The organism is Azospirillum lipoferum 4B (genome assembly GCF_000283655.1).
GTDB classification, from domain to species: Bacteria; Pseudomonadota; Alphaproteobacteria; order Azospirillales; family Azospirillaceae; genus Azospirillum; species Azospirillum lipoferum_C.
In genome coordinates this window covers 182558-207762 of record NC_016623.1, presented here as the reverse complement: position 1 = coordinate 207762, position 25205 = coordinate 182558, and the positions used below count along the sequence as shown (strand labels likewise).

24 protein-coding genes are annotated in these 25205 nt (G+C 67.1%); 19 read left to right on the top strand and 5 right to left on the bottom strand.

Annotated features, from left to right (window positions below; translation table 11 throughout):
* Window positions 1-49: 49 nt before the first annotated feature.
* A complete protein-coding gene (locus AZOLI_RS22530; protein WP_014249493.1) occupies window positions 50-886 on the bottom strand; it encodes a formate/nitrite transporter family protein in 837 nt (278 codons plus the stop codon).
* Window positions 887-1536: 650 nt separating this feature from the next.
* Here AZOLI_RS22530 and AZOLI_RS22525 point away from each other — a divergent pair.
* The 9 genes from AZOLI_RS22525 to AZOLI_RS22485 all read left to right on the top strand — a co-directional run bounded on the left by AZOLI_RS22525 (window position 1537) and on the right by AZOLI_RS22485 (window position 12144).
* Window positions 1537-3594: a sensor domain-containing protein gene (locus AZOLI_RS22525; RefSeq protein ID WP_014249492.1), complete on the top strand. Its 2058-nt coding sequence runs from the start codon at window positions 1537-1539 to the stop codon at window positions 3592-3594.
* 189 nt (window positions 3595-3783) lie between these two features.
* Window positions 3784-5409 carry an EAL domain-containing protein gene (locus AZOLI_RS22520; RefSeq protein ID WP_014249491.1) on the top strand — a complete coding sequence of 542 codons (1626 nt, stop codon included), beginning with the start codon at window positions 3784-3786 and terminating at the stop codon, window positions 5407-5409.
* A 120-nt stretch (window positions 5410-5529) separates the two neighbouring features.
* A complete protein-coding gene (locus tag AZOLI_RS22515; RefSeq protein ID WP_162488365.1) occupies window positions 5530-5883 on the top strand; it encodes a hypothetical protein in 354 nt (117 codons plus the stop codon).
* A gap of 118 nt (window positions 5884-6001) precedes the next feature.
* Entirely contained in the window at window positions 6002-6457 is a 456-nt protein-coding gene (locus tag AZOLI_RS22510; protein ID WP_162488378.1) for a hypothetical protein, read from the top strand.
* Window positions 6458-6888: 431 nt separating this feature from the next.
* Window positions 6889-8067, top strand: a complete 1179-nt coding sequence (locus tag AZOLI_RS22505; RefSeq protein ID WP_014249488.1) for a phosphoserine transaminase — start codon at window positions 6889-6891, stop codon at window positions 8065-8067.
* A 495-nt stretch (window positions 8068-8562) separates the two neighbouring features.
* Window positions 8563-9507, top strand: a complete 945-nt coding sequence (locus tag AZOLI_RS22500; RefSeq protein ID WP_014249487.1) for an SDR family NAD(P)-dependent oxidoreductase — start codon at window positions 8563-8565, stop codon at window positions 9505-9507.
* A gap of 128 nt (window positions 9508-9635) precedes the next feature.
* Entirely contained in the window at window positions 9636-10409 is a 774-nt protein-coding gene (locus AZOLI_RS22495) for an HNH endonuclease family protein (protein WP_014249486.1), read from the top strand.
* A 68-nt stretch (window positions 10410-10477) separates the two neighbouring features.
* Window positions 10478-11869, top strand: a complete 1392-nt coding sequence (locus AZOLI_RS22490; RefSeq protein WP_044552797.1) for an amidase — start codon at window positions 10478-10480, stop codon at window positions 11867-11869.
* A gap of 47 nt (window positions 11870-11916) precedes the next feature.
* On the top strand, window positions 11917-12144 hold the full coding sequence (locus tag AZOLI_RS22485; protein WP_014249484.1) for a hypothetical protein: 228 nt from the start codon (window positions 11917-11919) through the stop codon (window positions 12142-12144).
* Here AZOLI_RS22485 and AZOLI_RS22480 read toward each other — a convergent pair.
* Entirely contained in the window at window positions 12135-12893 is a 759-nt protein-coding gene (locus tag AZOLI_RS22480) for a glycosyltransferase family 2 protein (protein WP_014249483.1), read from the bottom strand. The two genes, AZOLI_RS22485 and AZOLI_RS22480, sit on opposite strands and share 10 nt — an antisense overlap.
* A gap of 100 nt (window positions 12894-12993) precedes the next feature.
* Here AZOLI_RS22480 and AZOLI_RS22475 point away from each other — a divergent pair, with 100 nt between their 5' ends.
* Window positions 12994-13386: a DUF423 domain-containing protein gene (locus AZOLI_RS22475; protein WP_014249482.1), complete on the top strand. Its 393-nt coding sequence runs from the start codon at window positions 12994-12996 to the stop codon at window positions 13384-13386.
* A 38-nt stretch (window positions 13387-13424) separates the two neighbouring features.
* Here the strand turns inward: AZOLI_RS22475 and AZOLI_RS22470 are convergent, their stop codons facing one another.
* Complete coding sequence (locus AZOLI_RS22470; RefSeq protein WP_014249481.1) at window positions 13425-13808, bottom strand: ArsR/SmtB family transcription factor; 384 nt, start codon at window positions 13806-13808, stop codon at window positions 13425-13427.
* Between the two features lie 325 nt (window positions 13809-14133).
* On the opposite strand from AZOLI_RS22470, the gene AZOLI_RS22465 reads away from it, so the two are divergent.
* The 9 genes from AZOLI_RS22465 (at window position 14134) to nhaA (ending at window position 22480) form a co-directional block, all read left to right on the top strand.
* Complete coding sequence (locus AZOLI_RS22465) at window positions 14134-14361, top strand: sulfurtransferase TusA family protein (protein WP_014249479.1); 228 nt, start codon at window positions 14134-14136, stop codon at window positions 14359-14361.
* 194 nt (window positions 14362-14555) lie between these two features.
* The gene (locus AZOLI_RS22460; RefSeq protein WP_014249478.1) at window positions 14556-15485 is read left to right on the top strand and encodes a histone deacetylase family protein; all 930 of its coding nucleotides are present in this window, start codon (window positions 14556-14558) and stop codon (window positions 15483-15485) included.
* 179 nt (window positions 15486-15664) lie between these two features.
* Window positions 15665-15946: an exodeoxyribonuclease VII small subunit gene (locus tag AZOLI_RS22455; protein WP_044553029.1), complete on the top strand. Its 282-nt coding sequence runs from the start codon at window positions 15665-15667 to the stop codon at window positions 15944-15946.
* Between the two features lies 1 nt (window position 15947).
* Window positions 15948-16850 (top strand): polyprenyl synthetase family protein, encoded by a 903-nt coding sequence (locus AZOLI_RS22450; protein WP_014249476.1) that lies wholly within the window; start codon window positions 15948-15950, stop codon window positions 16848-16850.
* A 24-nt stretch (window positions 16851-16874) separates the two neighbouring features.
* A complete protein-coding gene (gene dxs, locus AZOLI_RS22445) occupies window positions 16875-18788 on the top strand; it encodes a 1-deoxy-D-xylulose-5-phosphate synthase (RefSeq protein ID WP_014249475.1) in 1914 nt (637 codons plus the stop codon).
* A 190-nt stretch (window positions 18789-18978) separates the two neighbouring features.
* The gene (locus AZOLI_RS22440; RefSeq protein ID WP_014249474.1) at window positions 18979-20010 is read left to right on the top strand and encodes a sensor histidine kinase; all 1032 of its coding nucleotides are present in this window, start codon (window positions 18979-18981) and stop codon (window positions 20008-20010) included.
* An 82-nt stretch (window positions 20011-20092) separates the two neighbouring features.
* Window positions 20093-20836, top strand: a complete 744-nt coding sequence (locus AZOLI_RS22435; protein WP_044552794.1) for a TlyA family RNA methyltransferase — start codon at window positions 20093-20095, stop codon at window positions 20834-20836.
* 84 nt (window positions 20837-20920) lie between these two features.
* Complete coding sequence (locus tag AZOLI_RS32690) at window positions 20921-21082, top strand: hypothetical protein (protein ID WP_014249472.1); 162 nt, start codon at window positions 20921-20923, stop codon at window positions 21080-21082.
* 168 nt (window positions 21083-21250) lie between these two features.
* Complete coding sequence (gene nhaA / locus AZOLI_RS22430) at window positions 21251-22480, top strand: Na+/H+ antiporter NhaA (protein WP_044552791.1); 1230 nt, start codon at window positions 21251-21253, stop codon at window positions 22478-22480.
* A 65-nt stretch (window positions 22481-22545) separates the two neighbouring features.
* Here the strand turns inward: nhaA and AZOLI_RS22425 are convergent, their stop codons facing one another.
* Together AZOLI_RS22425 and katG are read right to left on the bottom strand one after the other, a co-directional pair.
* Window positions 22546-22752 carry a hypothetical protein gene (locus tag AZOLI_RS22425; protein ID WP_014249470.1) on the bottom strand — a complete coding sequence of 69 codons (207 nt, stop codon included), beginning with the start codon at window positions 22750-22752 and terminating at the stop codon, window positions 22546-22548.
* 127 nt (window positions 22753-22879) lie between these two features.
* Window positions 22880-25099, bottom strand: a complete 2220-nt coding sequence (katG, locus tag AZOLI_RS22420) for a catalase/peroxidase HPI (RefSeq protein ID WP_044552788.1) — start codon at window positions 25097-25099, stop codon at window positions 22880-22882.
* Window positions 25100-25205 lie beyond the last annotated feature (106 nt).

The window sequence follows — 25205 nt, the reverse complement described above, 5'->3', positions numbered from 1 at the left end:
CCCGAACCGGACCGGGGTCGCTTTGAGCATTGGAGGAGGGAAGGGCGCGTCACTCGGCCGGCTGCAGGCCGGTCTGCTGCAGGCGGCGCTTCGGCGCGGTGCGGACATGGGTGGCGTAGAGCGTCAGGCCGGTGAAGGCCAGCCCGCCGACCAGATTGCCCAGCACCGTCGGCAGCTCGTTCCAGATCATGTAGTCCATGACCGAGAAGTTGCCGCCCATCAGCATCGCCGACGGGAACAGGAACATGTTCACCACCGAATGCTCGAAGGTCATGCCGAAGAACAGCATGATCGGCATCCACATGGCGATCACCTTGCCGCTGACGGAGGTGGAGATCATCGCCCCCACCACGCCGGTGGAAACCATCCAGTTGCACAGCACGCCGCGCAGGAAGATGGTCAGCATACCGGCCGCGCCATACTGCGCATAGCCCAGCGTCCGGTTCTCGCCGATGTGCGAGATGACCGAGCCGACCTTGTCCGGCGGGGTGGAGAAGCCGTAGGTGAAGACGACCGACATCATCACGGCGACCGTCAGCGCGCCCAGGAAGTTGCCGAGGAAGACCAGCCCCCAGTTGCGCAGGATGCCGCCGACGGTCACGCCCGGCCGCTTGTCGATCAGCGCCAGCGGCGTCAGCACGAACACGCCCGTCAGCAGGTCGAAGCCCAGCAGATACAGCATGCAGAAGCCGACCGGGAACAGGATGGCGCCGATGATCGGGAACCCCGTCTGGACCGTGACCGTGACGGCGAAGACCGCTGCGAGCGCCAGGATCGCACCCGCCATGAAGGCCCGGATGACGGTGTCGCGGGTGGACATGAAAATCTTGGATTCGCCGGCATCCACCATTTTGGTGACGAACTCGGAGGGCACCAGATACGACATGACAAGTCCCCTTGGAACTGTGCTGAAGGAACGGCAAGCAGCGTCGGGTCCGGCCCGTGCGGCACCGGTCCGGTGCGGGGGCCAGGAAATGGCGGACGCGTTGCGTGTGATTTGGGTGCGAGCCGAGCCGTTGGTCCCGCGCTGGTCAAGCCGCCGTTGGCTTGCCGCCGACAACTTTGCACGGGGCGTGCCAGCCCGTCCGATGCCTGGAAACGGGCCGATTTCCACAACCGTGCAGCTTGCCGATGCCGGCGCTTGCGATGGCAATTGCCCAGAAACTGTGCGGCGATGAGTAAGAAACAGCCATTCGTATAGGGATGACCGTGAACCTGCAGCAGGGGGACATCCCGCTCGCCGAGCCCAGTCTTTCAGCTTTTCAATAAAGCGCTGGAAAATAATTATTCTTTATCAATGGCTTGTCTCTCCGCGCCGGAAAGGCCCGTACTCATGGGACAGGATGGGTTACCTTTTTGTTATATTTTCCCTTCATACTATGCCACAGTATCGCCGATGGCGCTTGACGGGCGTTGTCGGGCCGGCGTCTACTTTGCCGCATTGCGGAAAGGTGGAAATTCCACAATCGTTGTTTGAGTTGTGCGCTTATGTTGTTTCCAGGCGGTTCGGGATTGGCGTCGGATGAGGCGCGTATCATGAGTCATGAGACGGAAGAGCAGTATCGCAGCATCTTCGAGAATGCAGTCGAGGGGATTTACCAGACCACCGTCGATGGGCGTTACCTCCGGGTCAATCCGGCGCTTGCCGACATCTACGGGTACGCGTCGCCGGACGACCTGATCGCCAACCTCACCGATATCGCCTGCCAGCTCTACGTCGATCCCGGCAAGCGCGAGGCCTTCGCCGACCTGATGGCCCGCCAGGACCGCGTCCACAGTTTCGAGGCGCGCGTCTTCCGCCGCGACGGCTCGATCATCTGGATTTCGGAAAGCGCGCGCTGCGTGCGCGATGCCGACGGCCGCATCCGCTATTACGAAGGCACCGTCCAGGACATCACCGAACGCAAGCAGCACGAGGAGAAGATCCGGCTGCTCGCCACCGTGTTCGACAGCGTCGCCGACGGCATCCTGATCGTCGATCCCGAACTGACCGTCCAGGCGATCAACCCGGCCTACGAGATCATGACCGGCTTCCAGCGGGAGGAGCTGCTGCGCCGGCCGCTGGTGCTCTTCGCGCCGGGTTCGCACGAACGCGACTTCATCGACGCCATCTGGACCACAGCGCGCCAGTCCGGCCGCTGGCAGGGGGAGGTCACCAGCTTCCGCCATTCCGGTGACGCCTTCGCCGCCGCTTTGTCGGTGACGTCGGTCCGCGCGCCCAACGGCGTGCTGGAGCATTATGTCCTCACCATCGCCGACATCAGCCAGCGCAAGTCGCAGGAACACCAGATCCGCTATCAGGCCAGCTTCGACCGGCTGACCGACCTGCCCAACCGCTGGCTGGTCTGCGAAAGGCTGGAGGAGGCGATCGTCCGCGCCCAGCGCAGCAAGAGCAAGGTCGCCGTCGCCTTCCTCGACCTCAACCGCTTCAAGCAGGTCAACGACACGCTGGGCCACCATGCCGGCGACGAATTGCTGAAGCTGGTGGCGCGGCGCCTGCGCAACTGCACCCGCATGACCGACACCGTCGGCCGGCTGGGCGGGGACGAGTTCCTGATCGTCGCACCGGACGCCGCCGACCGCTCCGCCGGTGCCCGGCTGGTGGAAAAGGTGCTCTATTCGATGGACGAGCCCTTTGCCGTCCGCAATCAGGAGCTTTTCTGCGGTGCCTCCATCGGCATCGCCTTCTATCCCGACGACGGCGAAACGGCGGACCAGCTTCTGCGCAACGCCGATCTCGCCATGTACCACGCCAAGCGCAACCCGGAGCACAAATACGTCTTCTACGACGGCGGGATGCGCGAGCGGTCGGGCTTCACGCTGGGGCTGGAGAGCGACCTGCGCCGCGCCACCGGCGGCGGCGAGTTCGAATTGCATTTCCAGCCGAAGATCGATCTGGTCGGCAACCGCACCATCGGGGCGGAGGCGCTGATTCGCTGGCGCCATCCGATCCGCGGCATGGTCAGCCCGGCGGAGTTCATCCCGCTGGCCGAGGAGACCGGCCTGATCTGGGAAATCGGAGCCTGGACGCTGATCGAATCCTGCCGCCGGCTGGCCGACTGGATAGGGCGCGATCTGCCGATTCCGTCCGTTTCGGTCAACCTGTCGCCGCGCCAGTTCCAGGATGCCCGCCTCGTCGGTTTCGTCCGCAGCGTGGTGGAGTCGGCCGGCATCCCGCCCGGCCGGCTGGAGCTGGAGCTGACCGAGGGCGCCATGATCGGCGACATCGAAAAGGCGGTGACCATCCTGAACGGGCTGAAGGACATCGGCGTCCGCCTGTCCATCGACGATTTCGGCACCGGCTATTCCTCGCTGGCCTATCTGAAGCGCTTCCCCATCGACACGCTGAAGATCGACCGCAGCTTCGTCCGCGACATCGTCAAGTCCAGCACCGATCCGGCCATCGTCGGCACCATCGTGAACCTTGCCGAAAGCCTGGGCTTCGACACCATCGCCGAAGGGGTGGAAACGCAGGAGCAGGCCGACATGCTGCGCCAGCAGCGCTGTACCCGCATCCAGGGCTTCCTGATCAGCCGGCCGCTGCCGGTCGACCAGTTCGAGACCTTCCTCTGCAACAGTGTGGTTCCGGCCTGAGAGTCCATCCGGTCGGTTCTGACCGCCGCAACCCATCCGCGCTTCCGGTCACAGAGTTCGCGAAATTTCGATAGTGGTAGGGTTTCCTTTACATTTAGGGTGCGAACCTTAAGTAGACACATAATTTCGCCCCAGGCGATATGATGCGTCGGAAACCGCCTGTCCCACAGCGATCCCTGTCGAGGCCCCATGACATCGGACGTCGCACGCTTCCTCGGCTTCGCGTTCGCCAACGCGGATGTGCTGATCGAAGTGGATGCGCGCGGGACCATCGCCTTCGCGGCCGGTGCCTTGCAGAATCTCCTGGGCATTACGGATGCCGACCTGATCGGCCAGCCCATCGACCGGGTGGTTGCGGCCGGCGACCGCGGGCTGGTGCGGCGCCTGCTGCGCACTGCCGGCTCCAACCGCCGGCTGAACTCGCGTGCCGTGTCGCTTGCCGGCGGCGTTCAGGCCAACCTGTCCGGCTACCGGCTCGGCCGTTCCCCCAATGTGCAGCTGACGCTCACGCGGTCGGAGAGCGGCGACGGCAGCAGGGCGCAGCCGGCCCGCGATGCGGAGACCGGGCTTCTCGACCCGGACGCCTTCCAGTCGCAGTTGGGCGAGCGGTTCGGCGTCCATGTCGGCAACGCACCGCCGAAGCTGACGCTGATCAAGATCGCCGATTTCGGCGAGGTAAAGTCGCGGCTCGGACCCGAATTGACTCTGCGCCTGCTGGGAGAGGTGGGGGCGCTGTTGCGCGTCCATGCCGCCGACGACACCTTGGCGACCCGGCTGGGGGAAGACCGCTTCGGCCTTGTCCATGGCAGCGACGTGTCCGCCGGTGCGCTCGCCAGCGAGATCGCGCTGACCGGCGCCGGCCTGTCGCCCGACGGCCTGCCCCTGGCTTCGGAGAACATGACGCTCGACATGGTGGCGCCCGGCCTCAGCCGGGAGGATGCCGGCCGGGTGCTGATGTTCACGGTAAAGAGCTTCGCCGAGGATGGCACCGGCTTCGACATCGCCACCATGCATGACGCGGTGAAGCTGCTGGTCGACCAGACGGTGACGCGGGTGACCAGCCTGCGCTCCACCCTGAGCGACGACCGGCTGAAGCTGCAGTTCCAGCCCATCGTCTCGCTCGCCACCGGCGGGCTGCACCATTACGAGGCGCTGGCCCGTTTCCCGAACGGCGCGCCGGGTCCGACCATCGCCTTCGCCGAGGAGGTGGGCATGGTCCATGACGTCGACCTGCTGGTCTGCGAGAAGGCGCTGGAGGTTCTGGCCGCCGATCCCGGCCCGCAGATCGCCGTCAACATGTCGGCGGCGTCGCTGGGCAGCGATATCTTCGTCGTCGCCTTCCAGCAACTGGTCGCCCGCAATCCGGCGTTGCGGTCCCGCCTGCTGGTGGAGGTGACGGAGTCGACGGGGCTCACCGATCTGCCGCGCGCCGCCCGCATCCTGGAGGATCTGCGCCGCGCCGGGCACCGCATCTGTCTGGACGATTTCGGCGCCGGGGCCGCCTCCTTCCCCTATATCCAGGCGCTGCCGGTCGATTTCGTGAAGATCGACGGCAGCTATGTGAAGCGGCTGGGCGGCAGCCCGCGCGACGATGCCATCCTGCGCGCCATGGTGGGCCTGTGCCGGGAGGTCCGCGTGCAGGTGATCGCCGAGATGGTGGAAACCCCCGACCAGGCGGCGCAGCTCAACGCCTGGGGCTTCGAACTGGCCCAGGGCTATCACTTCGGCCGGCCGGCCGACCGCCCGGTGTATCAGGCACCCGGACTGTTCACGCCGCCGCATCCGCGTCCCGGCCTTGCCGACGGTTGGGTCTGACCGCTTCGACCAAGGTCGTAGGACGAAATCTTTTTCGAACAGGTGGAATGAAATCGGGAGCCTCCGCGTTCATCCGGTCAAAGGGGAAGCATCGCTTCCCGACACCAGGAGGACGCCGGAATGACTGGCCGCTTTGGGTTTGGATTGAAAGCCGTGGTTCTGGGCGCTCTGGTCGCCGGATCGATGCTGGGTGCCACCGTCAGCCAGGCCGAGGCGCATGACGGCTGGCGCGGGCGAGGCGATTACGGCCGCGAATGGTATGGTCCCGGCCCCGGCGGCCCGGATTGGCGGCGCTGGGATCGGCCCCGCCATCACCACAATCATTGGCGCGAACGCGGCGTCTACTACGCCCCGCCGCCGGTCATCTACGCCCCGCCCCCGCCGCCGCGGGTGATCTATGCTCCGCCGCCGCCGGTCATCTATGCGCCGGCCCCTGTTGCACCCGGCTTCGGCTTCAGCGTCAACATCCGCTGATAATGCTGCCGGACTCCACCGGCGAAAAGGACGGCTTCCGGCCGGGCGCGTGCCGCATTATGGTGCGCCCGGTTCGGACAGCCGCCCCGCCGGGGCGCAGCAGCCAGGGAGACGGCCTTTGCGGGTTCTTAGTGTGGGTGCCGCGGTGGCGGGCAGCCTTCTGATCGCCACCTCCGCCAGCGCGGCGGAGCCCCGCCTGATGGCGGCGCTCGGCAACACGATTCTGACGATGACCGATATCGGGCCGAAGCACACCCAGGTGTCGGTCGACGACAAGCCGGTGTTCGAGGACAAGGAGAGCGAGATGCTGTCCTTCGTCGGCGCCTATTCCCTGAAGGAACGCTGGATCGCCCTGTTCCAGGCCGACACCGGCGCCAAGGATTGCCCGACCCGCTTCCGCATCATCGAGGTCGGCGGGCCGCAGCCGGTGGTCTCCTATCCCTTCGGCTCCTGCAGCGATGCCGCCCAGGTCACCATCGACAACGACATGCTGACCGTTTCGATGCCGCAGCCGGCCGGCGGCGGCGAAGCCGCCTGGACCTACCGCAATGGCAAGATCGGCCGCACGAAGTAGTCGGCAAGCAGGGGCGTTGGCAGGGGCGTTGGCAGGGCTGCGGTTCCGGTGTGGCTGGGCGTCGCCCAGGGCAACGGCATTTGGGCATCCTTCGTCGGAACAGCCCCTCTCCCCCGTGGGCTACGGGATGCACACATCTCGCATTTGCGAAAGGACGTGCAGCTTGGCATTGAGGACAGCCCCTCTCCCCTCGCGGGAGAGGGGTTGGGGTGAGGGGCGGAAACTTGATTTCCATGGGCTTTCAGCCGGTCGCACCCCTCATCCCAACCCTTCTCCCGCAAGGGGAGAAGGGCATCCGAAGCACAACGTCGCCATTCCGATGCTGACTGCGCTTGCCCCGGTGCGTCGCTGCCCGTCGATTGACGGGCGGGGGCGCAGCTTTTAAGGTCCGGACCTCCGCACATTCCCGTTCCGGGACAGGAAGTCCGCCCATGACGATCAGCCGCCCAAGCCGCCGCCCCAACACTCCGCTCTTCTCCTCGGGTCCCTGCGCGAAGCGACCGGGCTGGTCGCTCGACGCGCTGGACGGCGCGCTGCTCGGCCGCTCCCACCGCTCCAAGCCGGGCAAGGCCAAGCTGAAGGAGGTCATCGACCTCACCCGCGCGGTTCTGTCCATCCCCGGCGATTACCGCATCGGCATCGTCCCGGCTTCCGACACCGGAGCGGTGGAGATGGCGCTGTGGTCGATGCTGGGCGCCCGCGGCGTCGACATGCTGGCCTGGGAGAGCTTCGGCAAGGAATGGGTGACGGATGTCGCCAAGCAGCTGAAGCTGCCGGACGTCCGCAACCTGATCGCCCCCTACGGCGAGTTGCCGGATCTGTCGTCGGTGGATTTCAGCCGCGACGTGGTTTTCACCTGGAACGGCACCACCGCCGGTGTCCGCGTGCCGGACGGCGAGTGGATCGCGGACGACCGTGAGGGGCTGACCATCTGCGACGCCACCTCCTCGGCCTTCGCCATGGCGATGCCCTGGAGCAAGATCGACGTCGCCACCTGGTCCTGGCAGAAGGTGCTGGGCGGCGAGGCGGCGCACGGCATGCTGGTGCTGAGCCCGCGCGCGGTGGAGCGTCTGGAGAGCTTCCAGCCCGACCGGGCGCTGCCGAAGATCTTCCGCCTGACCAAGAACGGCAAGCTGATCGAAGGCATCTTCGAAGGCGATACCATCAACACCCCGTCGATGCTCTGCGTCGAGGATGCCATCGACGGCCTGCGCTGGGCCTTGTCGCTGGGCGGCCTGACCCAGCTGATCCGCCGGTCGGAGCAGAATCTGCGAATCGTCGCGGAGTGGGTGGAGGCCAGCAGCTGGGCCGGCTTCCTCGCCAAGGAAACCGCGACCCGCTCCTGCACCTCCATCTGCCTGCGCTTCACCGATCCGGAGGTAACCGCTCTGCCGGAGGAAGCCCAGGCAAGCCTCGCCAAGAAGCTGACCGCGCTGCTGGAGAAGGAGGAGGCCGCCTTCGACGCCGGTTCCTACCGCGACGCGCCGCCGGGCCTGCGCCTGTGGGGAGGCGCCACGGTGGAGAACGAGGATATGGAGGCGGTGCTGCCCTGGCTCGACTGGGCCTTCGCCACCGTCAAGGCGGAGATGCTCGGCCCCAAGCAGGCCTGACGCTGCGCGCGGCAAAGCACAAAGCGTAAGCCGGGCCTTAGTCCACAGGCCCGACCGACCCGGTCGAAGGGCCCCGCCGTGGCGCGAATGCCACAGCGGGGCCTTTTGCGTTGGTCGATTTTGTGCTGTGCAGCAAAGGATCCGGCCAAGGAACCATACGTACACAGCAGCATTTCTGCACCAGTGTGTCCGGTCCGACGCGGATTTCGGCTGGCAAGCTTGACCATGGTTATCCACAGAACCGTGGACAAGGTGGTGGATAACCCTGTTGAACCACCGGTGGCGCCTATCCGGAAGCCGCCGTCGTGGAAGCCGGGCCGATTCGCCGGCCGGATCGCCGAACGGGCGGCCCCGATCTCCGGTTGAGGCGTGGTCCTATCCCGAAGATGGTCTGGCGATCCTGCGGTTGTGTCCCGACCCTTAGAGTGGGAGTTCCGGCGGCTCTGCTGCGCTGCGGCGGGACCGGTCACAACGAAGGAAGGGCTTGGACGGACCATGGCGCACTACCTCATCACCGGCGGCTGCGGTTTCATCGGCTCGCATCTGGCCGACCGGCTGCTCGCCGACGGGCATCGGGTGACGATCCTCGACAATTTGTCGAGCGGCCGGCTGGACAACAAGCCGGAGGCGGCGAATCTGGTGGTGGGCGACGTGGCCGATCCCGATGCGGTGCGCGAGGCGATGGCCGGCGACCATGGCGAAGGGGTGGACGGCGTGTTCCACCTCGCCGCCGTCGCCTCGGTGCAGAAATCGCAGGAGCTGTGGGCGGAAACCCACCGCACCAACCTGCTGGGCACCGTCACCGTGTTCGAGGCGGCGCGCGACGCCAAGCGCGGCGGACCGATTCCCGTCGTCTACGCCTCCTCCGCCGCCATCTACGGCGACAACACCAACACGCCGCTGAAGGAGGACGAGCTTCCGCGTCCGCTGTCGGCCTATGGCGTCGACAAGCTGGGCTGCGAGATGCATGCCCGCATCGCATGGTCGATCCAGGGGGTGCCGACGGTCGGCTTCCGCTTCTTTAACGTCTATGGGCCACGGCAGGACCCGATGTCGCCCTACAGCGGCGTGATCTCCATCTTCGCCCGCCGGGTGGCGCGCGGCGAGGATGTGGAAATCCACGGCGACGGCCAGCAGGTCCGCGATTTCGTCTTCGTCGGCGACGTGGTGCGCATCCTGGCGCTGGCGATGGAGCGGCGTTTCGCCGGCGCGCAGGTGTACAATCTCTGCACCGGCCGCGCGACCTCGCTGGTGATGCTGCTGGACGTCCTGCAGGAGCTGTGCGGCAGCAACGTGCGCCGCCGCCACTCGGAACCGCGGGCCGGCGATATCCGCGTGTCGATCGGCGATCCGTCGCTGATGCGCGCCACCTTCGACACGGTCTGTCAGGTCGGCCTTCTCCAGGGGCTGAGCGCCACCCTGACCGGCCGCATGCCTTGAGGTTTGTGGCGTTACCGGAGTATGAGGGGGGACAGGAGATTCAGGTGAGCGGAGTATGACGGGGGTTGCGATGGATTCCCCCTCTCCCCCCCAGGGGGGGAGAGGGAATTGTTCCTGGGTGCGCTGACGTGGCCCGCCGCCGTTCCCTGACCCTGCGGGGGCTGTTCGTCGTCCTCGCCGTGCTTGCCGCCGTCGCGCTGGCGGAGCGCGTGCATATCCTGCCGCCCGGCACGCTCGACGGTCTGCTGGGCCAGGAGACGCAGCGTCCCCGCCAGCCGCGCAGGCAGGAAACCGCCGAGCCACCGCCGCCGATCATCGCCCGTGCATCCGACCGGATCGATTATGCCGAGGTGACCCGCCAGCTCGACGCCATCCGGGTCGAGCCGGAACGGCGCCGCGGCTATGAGCGGGAGGAGTGGCCGCACTGGCTGGCGCTGGAGGGCGGCTGCCTGAACGCGCGCGAAAAGGTGCTGATCCGCGACTCGCGCCGCCCGGCGACGCTCGATGCCAAGGGCTGCAGTGTGAAGGCCGGCGACTGGCTGGACCCCTACACCGGAGAGCGCTACACCGATCCGCAGATGGTCGACATCGACCACCGGGTTCCGCTGGAGGAGGCCTATGCCAGCGGCGGCTACGATTGGAGCCGGGAACGGCGCGCCGCCTATGCCAACGACATCAGCGATCCGCGCACCCTGCTGGTCTCCAGCCGCGAAGCCAACCGCGCCAAGGGCTCCAAGGGGCCGGAGGACTGGCTGCCGCCGAAGCGCGACGGCATCTGCCTCTATGTCGCCGACTGGATCCTGGTGAAGGCGCGCTGGGGGCTGGCGATGGACGAGCGGGAGCGGGTGACCGTCGGCAACATCCTGACCGACTGCCGAGCGTCGGCCGGCCGCCAACGCTGACAGACTCTGCATTGTTTCGCATGTCACCGGTTTCGCGCTACGGTTCGGGCCTGAACCGGGAGGATGCAGTGAGCGAAGGACGAAACGCCCTGTGGCGGGAGAGCGCGGCTGGCTTGGCGGCAAGGCTGGCGCGGCGGGAACTGTCGGCGCGGGAGGCGGTTGAGGCGCATCTGGCGCGCATCGCGGCGAAGGAGCCGGAACTGTCCGCCTTCATCACCGTGGCCGCCGACGAGGCCCTGGCCCGTGCCGAGGCGCTGGACGCAGCCCCGGCGCCGGTCGGGCCGCTGCACGGGCTGCCGGTGGCGGTGAAGGACCTGACCGACACCGCCGGCATCCGCACCACCTACGGCTCGGCGCTCTATGCCGATCATGTTCCGGCGACCAACGACATTGCCGTCGCGCGGATCGAGGCGGCGGGCGGCATCGTCATCGGCAAGACCAACACGCCGGAATTCGGCTTCGGCGCCGTCTGCCGCAACCGCCTGTACGGGCCGACCTGCAACCCCGTCGATCCGGTTCTCACCTCCGGCGGGTCGAGCGGCGGATCGGCGGTGGCGGTGGCCGTCGGCATGGTGCCGCTGGCGCACGGCACCGATTTCGGCGGATCGGTGCGGGTGCCGGCGAACTTTTGCGGCGTCGCCTCGATCCGGCCGACACCGGGGCTGATCCCGGCGCCGGGCCGCGCCCTGGGCTGGGACACGCTGGCGACCCATGGCGTTCTGGCGCGCGACACCGAAGACTGCGCGCTGCTGCTGTCGGCGATGGCCGGCAGCGATCTGCGCGACCCGACCTCCCTGTTCGGCGACCGCGACGACGGGGCGGAGTCACGGCTGGGCGCCACCGCCGATTTCGGCGCGGCCACGGTGTCCCAGGCGGTGCGGGAACGCTTCGCTGCGGCGGTGGACCGGTTGGAGCGCGTCGTCGGGCCGGTGGCGCGCCGCCATCCCGACTGCGGCGACGCCATGGCCACCTTCCGCACGTTGCGCGCGGCACAGACCCGCCACGCCTTCGGGCCGATGCTGGCGAAGCATGGCGACGATCTGACCGACACCATCCGCTGGAACATCGAGGCCGGTGCCGGCATCACCGCCGATGCCTATCTGGAGGCGCAGGCCGCCCGCACCGCCCTCTACCGCCGCTTCGTGGCGCTGTTCGAGGACATCGACGTGCTGGCCGCACCGGCTTGCGGCGTGCTGCCCTGGCCGAACGCGGAGGGCGAGGTGACGGAGATCGACGGGCGGCCGGTGGAGACCATCCTCGACTATCTCGGCGTCACCGCCATCGTCACGCTGGTGGGCTTCCCGGTGCTCACCCTGCCAGTGGGTGGGCAGGTGGGCGGGGAGGGGCTGCCCTTCGGCATCCAGCTGATCGCCCGGCCGGGCGAGGAGCGGCGCCTGATCCGCCTGGGCCGCCTGCTGGAGCGGAAGGCGGGATTCGTCCATCGCTGGCTTGAAAGCTGAGGCCGCCCCTCTTTCCCATCAGCCGCATTTATGGTAAATAGGAGCTCATGGTAGAGACCCGACGCACCGGTGACCGTTCGAACGAGCCGATCCGCTCCGACTCCGGCGGCGGACGGGTTGCTGCGGCCGGGGCGCGTGCGCGGGCCGATGGCATCGTCCCGGAGGGGCGGCAGCGCATCCCCAGCCTGCGCCAACTGGCCGCGCTGGTCGTCAATGGGGTGCTGACCCTGCCGCGCAACTACCGCCGCGGCATGTTCCTCGACGTTCAGGTGTAGGCCGCCACCTCCGGCCCGAACAGGCGTTCCATCAGGACCGGCGGCAACTCGTACTGCGGCAGGCACAGGCTGGTGCTGCGGGCGTGCAGCGTGTGCAGGCACAGCCCTTCCGCATCCGGGAAGGCACCGACGCGGAAACGCTCGCGCGCGGCCTTCACGAACGGGGCGTCCTCGCAGGCGTTGACCGCGGGAAAACGCACCGCTTCCCAGACCGGGCGGCGGTAGGCGTAGGAGAAACCGTAACCGTCCAGATTCTCAGGCGAGGGCGGGGCATCCGGTGCCTCGACATAGCTGCAGCCCTGCCGCCCCCAGCGGTGATGCGAACCGCCTTGCGCGGTATCCCAATAGCCGAACCGCCGGTGCGCCATGCTGTAGAGGAACCAGCCCGACAGCTTCACCAGGTCATAGCCTTGCTCCAGCCGGTCCAGCATCCGCTCCACATAGGCGGGCGCGTAGAAATCGTCGTCGTCCATGTGGACGATCACCGACCCCTTGGCATGTTCGGCAAGGATGTTGCGCTTCTCGCCGATGGCATAGCGGCTGGGCGAGTAGAAATACTTCAGCCGCGGGTTCGCCAGCGGCTTGAGATAGGCAGACGGGCGCGGGCTGTCGTCGAAGACGAGCCATTCGATCTCGGGATGGGTCTGCGCCTGGATGCAGGCATGCAGGCGCGGCAGGAAATCCTCCCGCTGCCAGGTGGGCGTGATGATGCTGACGAGTGGGGGAAGCGGGGTCGGGAGTGTGGTCATGGTCGTTTTCTTGCCCGCGCGGGCGCCCTGCGTGTAGACAGGCGGCAGGATAGCACCGCCCGTCGGCCGGTGGTGATCGGTGAGGAAGGGAAGAACGCCCGTGGGAGTGATCGACCGCATCTGGATCGTCTTCGCTGCGCTGAACGGCGCCGTCGCGGTCGCCGCCGGCGCCTATGCCAGCCACGGACTGGCGGGCCAGCCGCAGGCGCAGGAGTGGTTCCGTACCGCCGGGCTGTATCAGATGGCGCACGCGCTGGCGCTGGTGCTGCTGGTGGCGCTGGCCGGCCGGCTGGGTGGACGGGCTGGCGGGCAACTGGCCCTGCGGGTGGCGGGGTGGCTGTTCTGCGCCGGAATTCTGCTGTTCTGCGGCACGCTCTATGCGCTGGCCACGGTCGGACCGCTGCCGGTGCCGATGACCGCGCCCGCCGGGGGATGGAGCTTCATGCTGGGATGGGTGGCGCTGGCGGCCGCGGCGCTGCTGGCGCGCGACTGAGGCTTGCGCCCCTCACTGCGGGTGTGCGGTTCGGTGGTTCAGCCGGCTGCTGCGGCGCAAAGGTCGGAACGGTCGTTACCGGATTCTTTCGCGGAATCGCCGTCGCGGCCGTCGGCCGCTTCCTCTGCCGGGATGCAATAGAGGCCGTGCAGCGTCGTCATGATCGTCTGCGCCTCGTGCCCGTTCAGCGAGTAGTAGATGTTCTGGGCGCTGCGGCGCGTGCGGACCAGATTGTCGTTGCGCAGCCGGGCCAGATGCTGCGACAGCGCCGACTGGCTTAGCCCGACCAGATCCTCCAGTTCGCCCACCGACCGTTCGCCCTGGCTCAGATGGCACAGGATGAGAAGGCGCCGCTCATTGCACATCGCCTTCAGCAGCGCGCTCGCCCGACGGGCGTTTGCCTGCAAATCCTCGATATTCATCGCTTTCCCGTTGCCCTGTCCGTTCCGATTCGTTTTACAACCGGCCCGTCATTGCGCGGTCCGGTAAAGAAAAATGCTCGTATCCTAGTATATTCGTACCGCACGGGAATTGTCCACCTGTGGGATTCCGTCATCCGGACGCTGGCACCGATTGTCACCGTGTCGACTTGGGCGTTGCCATTACCGCCGATCACCGCTTTTTTCTCGCATAACGGAATAATAGACGGAAGGATGAGACACCCGATGGTTGCGTTTGACGAGTCCGACGCTCCATGTCCATCATCGGTCGATGACACCGGTTTTCAGGTAGGATAGCATTTCGTTCATGACCGATCATCCGTTGGATACCAAGGGCTTGCAGTGCCCGCTTCCCGTTCTGCGCGCCCGCAAGGCGATCAGGGCCATCGCCATCGGCGAAACCCTGACCGTGGAGGCGACCGATCCCGGTGCCCGCAAGGACTTCCCCGCCTTCTGCGAGGCGACGGGCAACCGCCTGCTGTCGGTCGGCGAGCAGGACGGCATCCTCCGCTTCGTCATCGAGCGGACGGCGTGAGCCCGGGCCGCTCCCCGTCGGCCCATCGTTGCCGTTACGATCGTATCGTGTCACGGATTGCCCCGGCCCCCGAAAGTGGGCTGTGACGAATCGTCCTGGATTCAGCCTGTACTTTCATTAGCGATCCGGGAAGAATGGTTTTTGGAAACGCTGCAAACGCCACCCGAAAATCAACGATAACGACCGAAAAATCGATGTTCACCACCCTGTTCACCCACCCGGCGTGCCTGGAGCACGATACGGGTCTCGGTCATCCCGAATGCTCCGACCGCCTGCGTGCCGTGCTCGCCGCGCTGGAAACGGAGGAGTTCCACATGCTGGAACGGCAGGAGGCGCCGCGCGCCACGGTGGAACAGCTCCTGCGCGCGCATCCGCAGGAGCACATCGACCGCGTGCTGTCGCTGATTCCGGAGGTGGAGCATGCCGGCGTCGATGCCGACACGGTCGTCTCGCCCGGATCGGGGGAGGCTGCGCTGCGTGCGGCCGGCGCGGTCTGCGCCGCGGTCGACGCGGTGGCGACCGGCCAGTCGCGCAACGCCTTCTGCGCCGTGCGCCCGCCCGGCCACCATGCGGAGCGGGACAAGGCGATGGGCTTCTGCCTGTTCAACAACGCGGCGGTCGGCGCCTATCACGCCCGCGCCGCGCACGGGCTGCAGCGCGTGGCGGTGATGGATTTCGACGTCCACCACGGCAACGGCACGCAGGACATCCTGCAGCACGACCCGGACATGCTCTATTGCTCGACCCACCAGTCGCCGCTCTATCCCGGCACCGGCGATGCGGGCGAGAAGGGCGAGTACGGCAACTGTGTCAATGCGCCGCTGCCGGCGATGGCGGGGTCGCCGGAGTTCCGGCATGCCATGACCCACGTCATCCTGCCGGCCATCGACCATTTCAAGCCGGACCTGCTGATCATCTCCGCCGGATTCGACGCCCATTCGCGCGATCCTCTGGCCGGCCTGCACCTGATCGACGACGATTTCGTCTGGGCCACCCGCAAGCTGGGCGAACTGGCCCGCACCCATTGCGGGGCGCGCATCGTCTCGGTTCTGGAGGGGGGCTACAACCTGCGCGCCCTTGCCTCCGCCAGCGCCGCCCATGTGCGCGAATTGATGTACTGCTGACATGCGGCTTCCCGGTCGGCCGGGCGCTCCATTCTTCCGAAAGGGGGAGGGGCTGCCCGAACGCATAGGCCGCACATAGGCCGCAATGGCCGGGGCGGAGGAGCGCCTCGGGCCTTGCGCCGGACGTGGGCGGGGCATACCTTCGCGGGCTTGAGGTCCCATCGATGGTTCTGCCCGACATGCCCCCTTCCACGACGTCTTCCGCCCCTGTTTCCGGCGCCGCCATTCCGCCCGACATCGCCGCCCTCAGCTTCGAGGACGCGCTCGCCGAACTGGAGCGGATCGTCCGCCAGCTCGAGGAAGGGCGCGGCAAGCTCGACGACGCCATCTCTTCCTACGAGCGGGGCACGGCGCTGAAGCGCCATTGCGAGATGAAGCTGCGCGAGGCGCAGGCCAAGATCGACCGCATCACCGTGAGCGCCGACGGCTCCCTCGGCACAGAACCCGCCCGGATCGACTGACGTGCAGACCATTTCCCCGACCGAGTTCAAAGCCGCCCTGGCCGACATCGCCCAGGCGGTCGAGGACAGGATCAACGCCCTGCTGCCGACCACCGACTTGGCCGAGGCGCGGGTGTTCGACGCCATGCGCTATGGCTGCCTGAACGGCGGCAAGCGGCTGCGCCCCTTCCTGGTGATGCAGTCCGCGGCCCTGTTCGGCGTCAATGCCGACTGCGCCATCCGCGTCGCCGCGGCCGTCGAGATGGTCCACAGCTATTCGCTGATCCACGACGACCTGCCGGCGATGGACGACGGCGAGCTGCGGCGCGGCCGTCCGACCTGCCACCGCCAGTTCGACGAGGCCACCGCCATCCTGGCCGGCGATGGGCTGCTGACCTTCGCCTTCGAGGTGCTGGCCGATCCGGCGACGCACGAGGATCCCAACATCCGCTGCCAGCTGGTGACGGCCCTGGCCAAGGCGTCCGGCGGCCACGGCATGGTCGGCGGCCAGATGCTGGACCTGATCGCGGAGCACGAGACCTTCGACCTCGGCACCACCACCCGGCTGCAGCGCATGAAGACCGGCGAGATGATCGCCTATTCCTGCGAAGCCGGCGGCATCCTGGGCAAGGCCAACCCGCCGCAGCGCACGGCGCTCCGCGCCTACGCCCACGACCTCGGCCTCGCCTTCCAGATCGTCGACGACCTTCTGGACGTCGAGGGCACGGCGGAGGAGACCGGCAAGACGGTCGGCCGCGACGCCCAGGCCGGCAAGGCGACCTTCGTGTCGATCCTCGGCCGCGACCGTGCCCGCGCCCAGGCGGAGATGCTCGCCAATCAGGCATCGCAGCACTTGGACATTTTCGATGGGCGTGCCGATATGTTGAAGGCGGTCGCCGACTTCGTCGTCGCGCGCCGCGCCTGACCAGAGCTTGAGGACCATCACGACGTGACCGCCACCAAGACTCCGCTGCTCGACCTTTGTCCGACGCCAGCCAAGCTGCGGGCCCTGAAGCCCGAGCAGCTCCGCCAGTTCGCAGACGAGTTGCGCACCGAGACCGTGGACGCCGTATCGGTGACCGGCGGCCATCTCGGTGCCGGGCTTGGGGTGGTCGAGCTGACGGTTGCGCTCCATTACGTGTTCGACACGCCCTATGACCGGCTGATCTGGGATGTCGGGCATCAGTGCTATCCGCACAAGATCCTGACCGGGCGGCGCGACCGCATCCGCACGCTCCGCATGGGCGGGGGCTTGAGCGGCTTCACCAAACGGTCGGAAAGCGAGTACGACCCGTTCGGCGCCGGCCACAGCTCCACCTCCATCTCCGCCGGGCTCGGCATGGCCGTCGCCAGCAGGATCAAGGGGGAGCAGCGCAACGTCATCGCCGTGATCGGCGACGGCTCGATGAGCGCCGGCATGGCGTACGAGGCGATGAACAACGCGGCGTCCACCAAGTCGCGGCTGATCGTCATCCTCAACGACAACGACATGTCCATCGCCCCGCCGGTGGGCGCGATGAGCGCCTATCTGTCGCGGCTGATCTCCTCCAAGCCGTACCTGTCGCTGCGCCATCTGGCGAAGGAGATCGCCGACCAGCTGCCGCGCCCGCTGCGCAACGCCGCCCGCCGGGCGGAGGAATACGCCCGCGGCATGGTCACCGGCGGCACCCTGTTCGAGGAGCTGGGCTTCTACTACATCGGCCCGATCGACGGCCATAACCTGGACCATCTGCTGCCGGTGCTGCAGAATGTCCGCGACGCCGACGACGACAAGCCGGTGCTGATCCATGTCGTCACCAAGAAGGGCAAGGGCTATGGCCCGGCGGAGGAATCGGCCGACAAGCTGCACGCCGTCGCCAAGTTCGACGTGGTGACCGGCACCCAGTCCAAGCCGAAGTCCAATGCCCCGACCTACACCCGCGTCTTCGCGCAGAGCCTGATCGCGGAGGCCGCGGCCGATCCGTCCATCGTCGGCATCACCGCCGCCATGCCGTCCGGTACCGGGCTGGACCTGTTCGGGGAGCGCTTTCCCGACCGCTGCTTCGATGTCGGCATCGCCGAACAGCATGCGGTGACCTTCGCCGCCGGCATGGCGACGGAGGGGTTCAAGCCCTTCTGTGCCATCTATTCCACCTTCCTGCAGCGCGCCTACGATCAGGTCATCCATGACGTGGTGCTGCAGCATCTGCCGGTGCGCTTTGCGCTGGACCGCGCCGGTCTGGTGGGGGCGGACGGGGCGACCCATGCCGGGTCCTTCGACACCGCCTATCTCGGCTGCCTGCCCGACATCGTGCTGATGGCGGCGGCGGACGAGCTGGAGCTGATGCATATGGTGGCGACCCAGGCGGCCATCGACGACCGCGCCTCGGCCCTGCGCTATCCGCGCGGCGAGGGTGTCGGGCTGGAACTGCCCGACCGCGGCAGCATCCTGCCGATCGGCAAGGGCCGCATCCTGCAGGAAGGTACCAAGATCGCCATCCTCAGCTATGGCACCCGCCTGGGCGAGGGGCGTCGCGCCGCGGCGGAACTGGCGGCGCGCGGCCTGTCGACCACCCTGGCCGACGCCCGCTTCGCCAAGCCGCTGGACGAGGATCTGGTTCGCCGCCTCGCGCTGGAGCATGAGGTGCTGATCACCATCGAGGAGGGATCGGTCGGCGGCTTCGGCAGCTTCGTGCTGCAGTTCCTGGCGACGGCGGGCCTGCTGGACGGCGGGCTGAAGATCCGTCCGATGGTTCTGCCCGACCTCTATCTCGACCACGATTCACCGGCCAAGCAGTATGAAGCGGCCGGCCTGACCGCCCAGCACATCGTCCGCACCGCGCTTCAGGCGCTGGGCATCGAGAGTGCCGCAGCACGGGCCTGACCGACGATCCAGATCGCCGTACCCCCCGAAACCATCCGAATGTCGTAATGCCATTTGTCTAGGAAAGTTTCGGGTTGTTGGACTGGTGCCGAGCGCGAGCGCCGCCTTAAACTGCGTAGGCTGGATAGGCAGCTCCTCTGTAACGGTGGAGGTGCCGGCAGCACGCGGGACGGCTACGGGATCAGGGGCGATGGCGCACATCATGGCGGTCACGGCGTACCGGAACGCGGAGTTCGGGACGGATCCCGGCGCGGGGCGGGCGGCGGAAGCCAGTGGCTCATGCGTCGACGATCCGGCGCTGCTGCGCTGCCTGCTGGACCAGACGCCAACCCCGACCGCCCTGGTGGAGGGGGAGGGCGACTGCTGCAGCTTCGCCAACGGTGCCTTCCGCGCGCTGGGCGTGGTTGCTGGCTCCGGCATGACGGTGAGCTTTCCCGCCTTGTCGCCGGCGCTGCTGGCGGAAGCGCGCAACAGCGGTCGGCCGCAGCGCAGCCGGGCCGCGAGCGACCGCGCACCGGACGGCGAGCGGTTCTGGGATGTGCGCGTCACCCCGATACTGGGCCTCAACGGCATCGTCCGCGCCCTGATCGTCACGGCGGATGAATTGCCGGAGTCGGTCGCCGAGCATGACCGGCGCCTGCGCGACGTCAGCCACCGGCTGAAGAACACGCTGCAACTCGTCTCCAGCCTGCTGACCCTGCAGACGCTGTCCAGCAAGGATCCCGAGGTCCGCCGCGCCCTTCAAAGCGCTGGCGGCCGTGTCGGCATCGTCACCCAGGCCCACCAGCGCACCCACGGTGCATTGCGTGCCGGCACCGTCGACATGGCGCCGCATCTGCGCGAACTCTGCCAGGAATTGGAAGCGACGCTTCCCGGCGCCCACTGCATCCATGTCGCGGCGGAGGCGACGGAAATTCCGGTGGATTCGATCATCCCCTTCAGCCTGATCGTCAGCGAACTGGTCGGCAATGCAGCCCGCCACGCCTTCCCGGCCGGGGCGCCCGGTACCATCGATGTGCGGCTCGGCCGCGCCGGTGGCGATACCGTCCGCCTGGAGATCTCCGACCGGGGTACCGGACTGCCGCCGGGCCTCGACGTCGCCCGTGCAGCCACGCTGGGGTTGAAGGTGGTGCGCGCCTTCGTCGGCCAGCTGCGCGGCAGGATGAGCGTGGACAGCAGCCCCTATGGCACCCGCGTGACCGTCGACTTCCCCGCCGCCTGACGAATCCGGTCTCCGGGGCTTGCCCTTCCGGCCGTTCCGCGTCAGGAATGCGCCGGCAAGGGATGAGCGAAGGGCTGACGGCATGGCACGGATAAGGGCGGATGTGGCGCTGGTGGAGCGCGGGCTGGCGGAAAGCCGGGCCAAGGCGCAGGCGCTGATCCTGGCCGGGCTGGTCTATTCCGACACCAAGCGCATCGATAAGGCCGGCGACCTGATCGCGGCGGAGGCACCGCTGGCGGTCAAGGGGCAGGATCATCCCTGGGTGTCGCGGGGTGGGCTGAAGCTGGTGAAGGGGCTGGACGTCTTTGCCATCGATCCGGACGGCCTGACCGCGGTCGATGTCGGCGCCTCCACCGGCGGCTTCACCGATGTGCTGCTGACCCGCGGCGCCGCCAAGGTCTATGCCGTCGATGTCGGGCATGGACAGCTGGCCTGGAAGCTGCGCAACGACGCGCGCGTGGTGGTGCTGGAGAAGACCAACGCGCGCCATCTGACCATTGCCGAAATCCCCGACCCGGTCGACCTCGTCGTGTGCGACGCCAGCTTCATCGGGTTGGAAATCGTGTTGCCGGCGGCGTTGGATCTGGTGGTGCCCGGCGGGCGGCTGGTGGCGCTGATCAAGCCGCAGTTCGAGGTCGGCAAGGGCCGCGTCGGCAAGGGCGGCGTGGTGCGCGAACCGGAGCTGCATCGGGAAGTCTGCGACCGCATCCGCGCCTGGCTGGACGCACGGCCGGGCTGGCGGGTGCTGGACATCACCGAAAGCCCGATCACCGGGCCGGAAGGCAACAAGGAGTTCCTGATCGGGGCGGTGAAGGATCGCGTCTGATCCGGCTGGAGCCGCAGTCCCGACCTGGGTGCCCGTAAGCCTGCATGCGGCACGGCTCTGTCGCGACGGCCGGTTTTCTCGCCGGTGCTGTTCTGGCTGACCATCGAGGCGGTCAAGGACAACTTCACCTCCGATTTCGAGCGCGAACTGCTGCCGACCAAATTCCAGTTCGCCTGGGCTTGGGCCGGCACGGCAAGCCTCGTGGTGCTGACGATCTGTGTTCTCTTCAGCCAGCTCCTGGGCTGAGCGTCCGGACGGCATGGCAAGGGGTTTGTGGCACTCCGGGATGGATATTCCGGGGCGCCACACCCTGTTTTCCCTCGTTCAGGCCCCATATGCTCCAAGGTATCCCGCCGATGGCACTGTGGCGGGACAGGAGCTCTATCGACAAGAATCGAATAAGGACCGAATTCCATGGTGGAAAAGACGCAACTCTCTCGCCGGCGCCCGATTTCCATTTTCAGGGAATTCATGGATAGCGAAGCGTCGGGTGGCATTCTTCTGATGGTCGCCGCGGCGCTGGCCCTGATCGTTGCGAATTCGCCCCTGTCGGGCATCTATTTCGGCACGTTGCACAGCTATGTTCTGGGTCTCAGCATCGGTCATTGGGTCAATGACGGCCTGATGGCTGTCTTCTTCCTGCTGGTCGGGCTGGAGATCAAGCGGGAGATGCTGGACGGCCAGCTTTCCACATGGTCGCGCCGGATTCTGCCGGGCGTGGCGGCGGCCGGCGGCATGATGGTGCCAGCTCTCATCTATGTGGCCTTCAACAGCAGCGATCCGGAAACGATCCGCGGCTGGGCCATCCCGGCGGCGACCGACATCGCCTTCGCCCTGGGCGTCCTGTCGCTCCTCGGGTCGCGCGTGCCGACATCGCTCAAGATCTTCCTGACGGCCCTGGCCATCATCGACGATCTCGGTGCCGTCATCATCATCGCCCTGTTCTATACCGCCGACCTGTCGATGCCGGCGCTGGGCGCGGCGGCGCTGATCCTGGCGGCGTTGATCGCCTTGAACCGCTTCGGTGTCCAGACGCTCTGGCCCTACCTGATTCTCGGCCTGGGCCTGTGGGGCGCGGTTCTCCTGTCGGGCGTCCATGCGACGCTGGCCGGCGTCGCCCTTGCGCTGACGATTCCGCTTCGCCCCGCGCCGGGCAAGCCGGACGACATGCATTCCCCGCTGCACCGGCTTGAGCATGGCATCCACGGCTGGGTGGCCTATCTGATCGTCCCCGTCTTCGGCTTTGCGAATGCCGGCGTGTCCTTCGCCGGCATGGATGCATCGATCCTGACCGGCTCCATCCCGCTGGGGATCGCGCTCGGCCTGTTCCTGGGGAAGATGGTCGGCGTGTTCGGAACCGCTTGGCTCACCGTCCGCCTGGGCTTCGCCGACATGCCGGCCGGCGCGAACACGGCGCAGCTTTTCGGTGTCTCCCTGCTGTGCGGCATCGGCTTCACCATGAGCCTGTTCATCGGGGCCTTGGCCTTCCCCGCTTCGCCCGAACTCGGCGATGCGGTCAAGGTCGGCGTCTTCGCGGGGTCGCTTCTGTCCGCGACCGCGGGCGCCTTGCTTCTGCGCCTCGTGTCCCGGAAGGCCGATGGTCCGGCCCATCGGTATGCGAAAGCCGACAGGAACGCAGCGTAACCTCGGCAAGTGGACGGCGCCTCCGCCCACGGGGGCGCCAACCGGCGTGAACGACGTCAAGAGTTTCAGGCGGTCGGCTTCCCGTCGAGGCGGTCCAAGATCTCCTGTGCCTGGGCGAGGAGGGAATCCCGCGCGGCGGACAGCCGTTCAAGGGCTGTCTGCGACTGCCTGATCGTCCAGGTGGCGTGGTAGATTTGCCGGTCGAGACCATCGATGTCCCTTTCGATGAACATCAGCCAGTCGCGGTCGGTCTGAATATCGCGGTCGTTCATGATCGAGCCTCCCTTTTCCCTTATCGATTCCGGCTGTGGGCATGCCCTCCCGAGTTCAAGGTGGCCGGAATTTCGGAAGGCGGCCCGCCATTGGACAGCGGGCCGCCTCCGTCCAAGACCGTCGAGGTCAGTGTTCAGTCTTGCCGAGATCGAAGCGGTCGGCGTTCATGACCTTCGTCCAGGCGGCAACGAAGTCCTTTGCGAATTTCTCGTGGGAATCGCCGCATGCATAGACCTCCGCGAAGGCGCGGAGCTGTGAATGCGACCCGAAGATCAGGTCGACGCGGGTGGCAGTCCACCGGGGTTCACCGGTCTTGCGGTCCCGCCCTTCATAGATGCCGTCGGCGTTCGGCGGCTGCCATTCCGTCGCCATGTCGAGCAGGTTGACGAAGAAGTCATTGGTCAGCATGCCCGGCCGCTCGGTCAGCACTCCATGGGGGGAGCCGCCGGAATTGGCGCCCAGCACGCGCAGCCCGCCGACCAGGACGGTCATCTCCGGCCCGGTCAGCCGCAGCAGCGCCGCCCGGTCCACCAGGGCTTCCTCCGGGATCATGAATTGCCGTTTGCTGCCGTGGATATAGTTGCGGAAGCCGTCGGCCCGCGGTTCGAGCGCCGCGAAGGAGTCGACGTCGGTCTGGTCCTGCGACGCATCCATGCGCCCGGGCGAGAACGGGACCTGCAGGGTCAGGCCGGCATCCTGCGCCGCCTTCTCGATCGCCGCACCGCCGGCAAGGACGATCAGGTCGGCGAGTGAAACCCTCTTGCCGCCGGTGGCGGAGGCGTTGAAGTCGGTCTGGATGGCCTCCAGCGCCTGCAGCACGGTCTGGAGCTGCGCCGGCTCGTTCACCTCCCAATCCTTCTGCGGGGCGAGGCGGATGCGCGCACCGTTGGCGCCGCCGCGCTTGTCGGAGCCGCGGAAGGTGGAAGCCGATGCCCACGCTGTCGAAACCAGCTGCGGCACCGACAGGCCGGAGGCGAGGATCCGCGCCTTGAGCGCCGCAATATCCGCATCGTCGACCAGCGGATGATCGAGCGGCGGGATCGGATCCTGCCAGATCAGAGTCTCCTTCGGAACGAGCGGGCCGAGATAGCGCACCACCGGCCCCATGTCGCGATGGGTCAGCTTGAACCAGGCACGGGCGAAGGCATCGGCGAACTGGTCCGGATTCTCGTGGAAGCGCCGGGAGATCTTCTCATAGATCGGGTCGAAGCGCAGCGACAGGTCGGTCGTCAGCATCGTGGGCAGGCGCTTTGCCGATCCGGGGCAGGGGCCGGGGATCGACGGCTCCGCATCCTTCGCCTGCCATTGCCACGCGCCGGCCGGGCTTTTGGTCAGCTCCCATTCGAATTTGAACAGGTTGTCGAAGAAGTGATTGCTCCATTGCGTCGGCGTCTGGGTCCAGATCACCTCCGGGCCGCCGGTGATGGCGTCCGCTCCATACCCGGTGCCGTGCCTGGATTTCCAGCCGAGGCCCTGCTCCTCCAGCGCTCCGGCTTCCGGTTCCGGACCCATGAAGGACGGATCGCCCGCGCCGTGCGTCTTGCCGAAGCTGTGGCCGCCGGCGATCAGCGCGACGGTCTCCTCGTCGTTCATCGCCATGCGGTAGAAGGTTTCGCGGATGTCCTTGGCCGCCGCCACGGGGTCCGGATTGCCGTTCGGCCCCTCCGGATTGACGTAGATGAGCCCCATCTGCACCGCGCCCAGCGGATCGGCGAGCTGGCGTTCGCCGCTGTAGCGCTCGTCGCCCAGCCAGGTTCCTTCCGGACCCCAGAACAGCTCTTCCGGCTCCCACGCGTCCACACGGCCGCCGGCAAAGCCGAAGGTCTTGAAGCCCATCGATTCCAGGGCGACGTTGCCGGCCAGAACCATCAGGTCGGCCCAGGACAGCTTGCGCCCGTATTTCTGCTTGATCGGCCACAGCAGACGGCGCGCCTTGTCGAGATTGGCGTTGTCCGGCCAGGAGTTGAGCGGCGCGAAGCGCTGCTGGCCGGTGCCGGCGCCGCCGCGGCCGTCGGTGATGCGGTAGGTGCCGGCGCTGTGCCACGCCATGCGGATCATCAACCCGCCGTAATGGCCAAAATCCGCAGGCCACCAGTCCTGAGACTCGGTCATGAGGGCATGCAGGTCCCCGATCACCGCATCGAGATCGAGGGACTGGAATTCCTTGGCGTAATCGAATTCCTTCCCCATCGGGTCGGACAGCGGCGAGTTGCGGTGCAGCATCTCGATATCGAGGGCGTTCGGCCACCAATCGCGATTCCTGCGGCTGCGACCGCCACCCCCACCCCCACCCCCACCCCCAGTGAATGGGCACTTGCCTGCGCTTGCGTCGGTACTCGCGTCCATCGTTTCCTCCTGCAACGCTTTCGGGTTCACTTGGCGGCACTGGATGTTCGACTGCCGAAACTGTACGTCTCGCAAGTAATAAGGTAAAATGGTCTTTGATGATCGC

What these genes read in the sequence shown, in the direction of transcription:
- AZOLI_RS22500 (WP_014249487.1), top strand. Translation starts at nt 8,563, where the DNA reads ATGGCGCACTACCTCATCACCGGCGGCTGCGGTTTCATCGGCTCGCAT.
- AZOLI_RS22455 (WP_044553029.1), top strand. Translation starts at nt 15,665, where the DNA reads ATGCCCCCTTCCACGACGTCTTCCGCCCCTGTTTCCGGCGCCGCCATT.
- AZOLI_RS22525 (WP_014249492.1), top strand. Translation starts at nt 1,537, where the DNA reads ATGAGTCATGAGACGGAAGAGCAGTATCGCAGCATCTTCGAGAATGCA.
- nhaA (WP_044552791.1), top strand. Translation starts at nt 21,251, where the DNA reads ATGGTGGAAAAGACGCAACTCTCTCGCCGGCGCCCGATTTCCATTTTC.
- AZOLI_RS22520 (WP_014249491.1), top strand. Translation starts at nt 3,784, where the DNA reads ATGACATCGGACGTCGCACGCTTCCTCGGCTTCGCGTTCGCCAACGCG.
- katG (WP_044552788.1), bottom strand. Translation starts at nt 25,099, where the DNA reads ATGGACGCGAGTACCGACGCAAGCGCAGGCAAGTGCCCATTCACTGGG.
- AZOLI_RS22440 (WP_014249474.1), top strand. Translation starts at nt 18,979, where the DNA reads ATGGCGCACATCATGGCGGTCACGGCGTACCGGAACGCGGAGTTCGGG.
- AZOLI_RS22485 (WP_014249484.1), top strand. Translation starts at nt 11,917, where the DNA reads ATGGTAGAGACCCGACGCACCGGTGACCGTTCGAACGAGCCGATCCGC.
- AZOLI_RS22465 (WP_014249479.1), top strand. Translation starts at nt 14,134, where the DNA reads ATGACCGATCATCCGTTGGATACCAAGGGCTTGCAGTGCCCGCTTCCC.
- AZOLI_RS22425 (WP_014249470.1), bottom strand. Translation starts at nt 22,752, where the DNA reads ATGAACGACCGCGATATTCAGACCGACCGCGACTGGCTGATGTTCATC.
- AZOLI_RS22515 (WP_162488365.1), top strand. Translation starts at nt 5,530, where the DNA reads ATGACTGGCCGCTTTGGGTTTGGATTGAAAGCCGTGGTTCTGGGCGCT.
- AZOLI_RS22505 (WP_014249488.1), top strand. Translation starts at nt 6,889, where the DNA reads ATGACGATCAGCCGCCCAAGCCGCCGCCCCAACACTCCGCTCTTCTCC.
- AZOLI_RS22530 (WP_014249493.1), bottom strand. Translation starts at nt 886, where the DNA reads ATGTCGTATCTGGTGCCCTCCGAGTTCGTCACCAAAATGGTGGATGCC.
- AZOLI_RS22480 (WP_014249483.1), bottom strand. Translation starts at nt 12,893, where the DNA reads ATGACCACACTCCCGACCCCGCTTCCCCCACTCGTCAGCATCATCACG.
- AZOLI_RS22460 (WP_014249478.1), top strand. Translation starts at nt 14,556, where the DNA reads ATGTTCACCACCCTGTTCACCCACCCGGCGTGCCTGGAGCACGATACG.
- AZOLI_RS22435 (WP_044552794.1), top strand. Translation starts at nt 20,093, where the DNA reads ATGGCACGGATAAGGGCGGATGTGGCGCTGGTGGAGCGCGGGCTGGCG.
- AZOLI_RS22470 (WP_014249481.1), bottom strand. Translation starts at nt 13,808, where the DNA reads ATGAATATCGAGGATTTGCAGGCAAACGCCCGTCGGGCGAGCGCGCTG.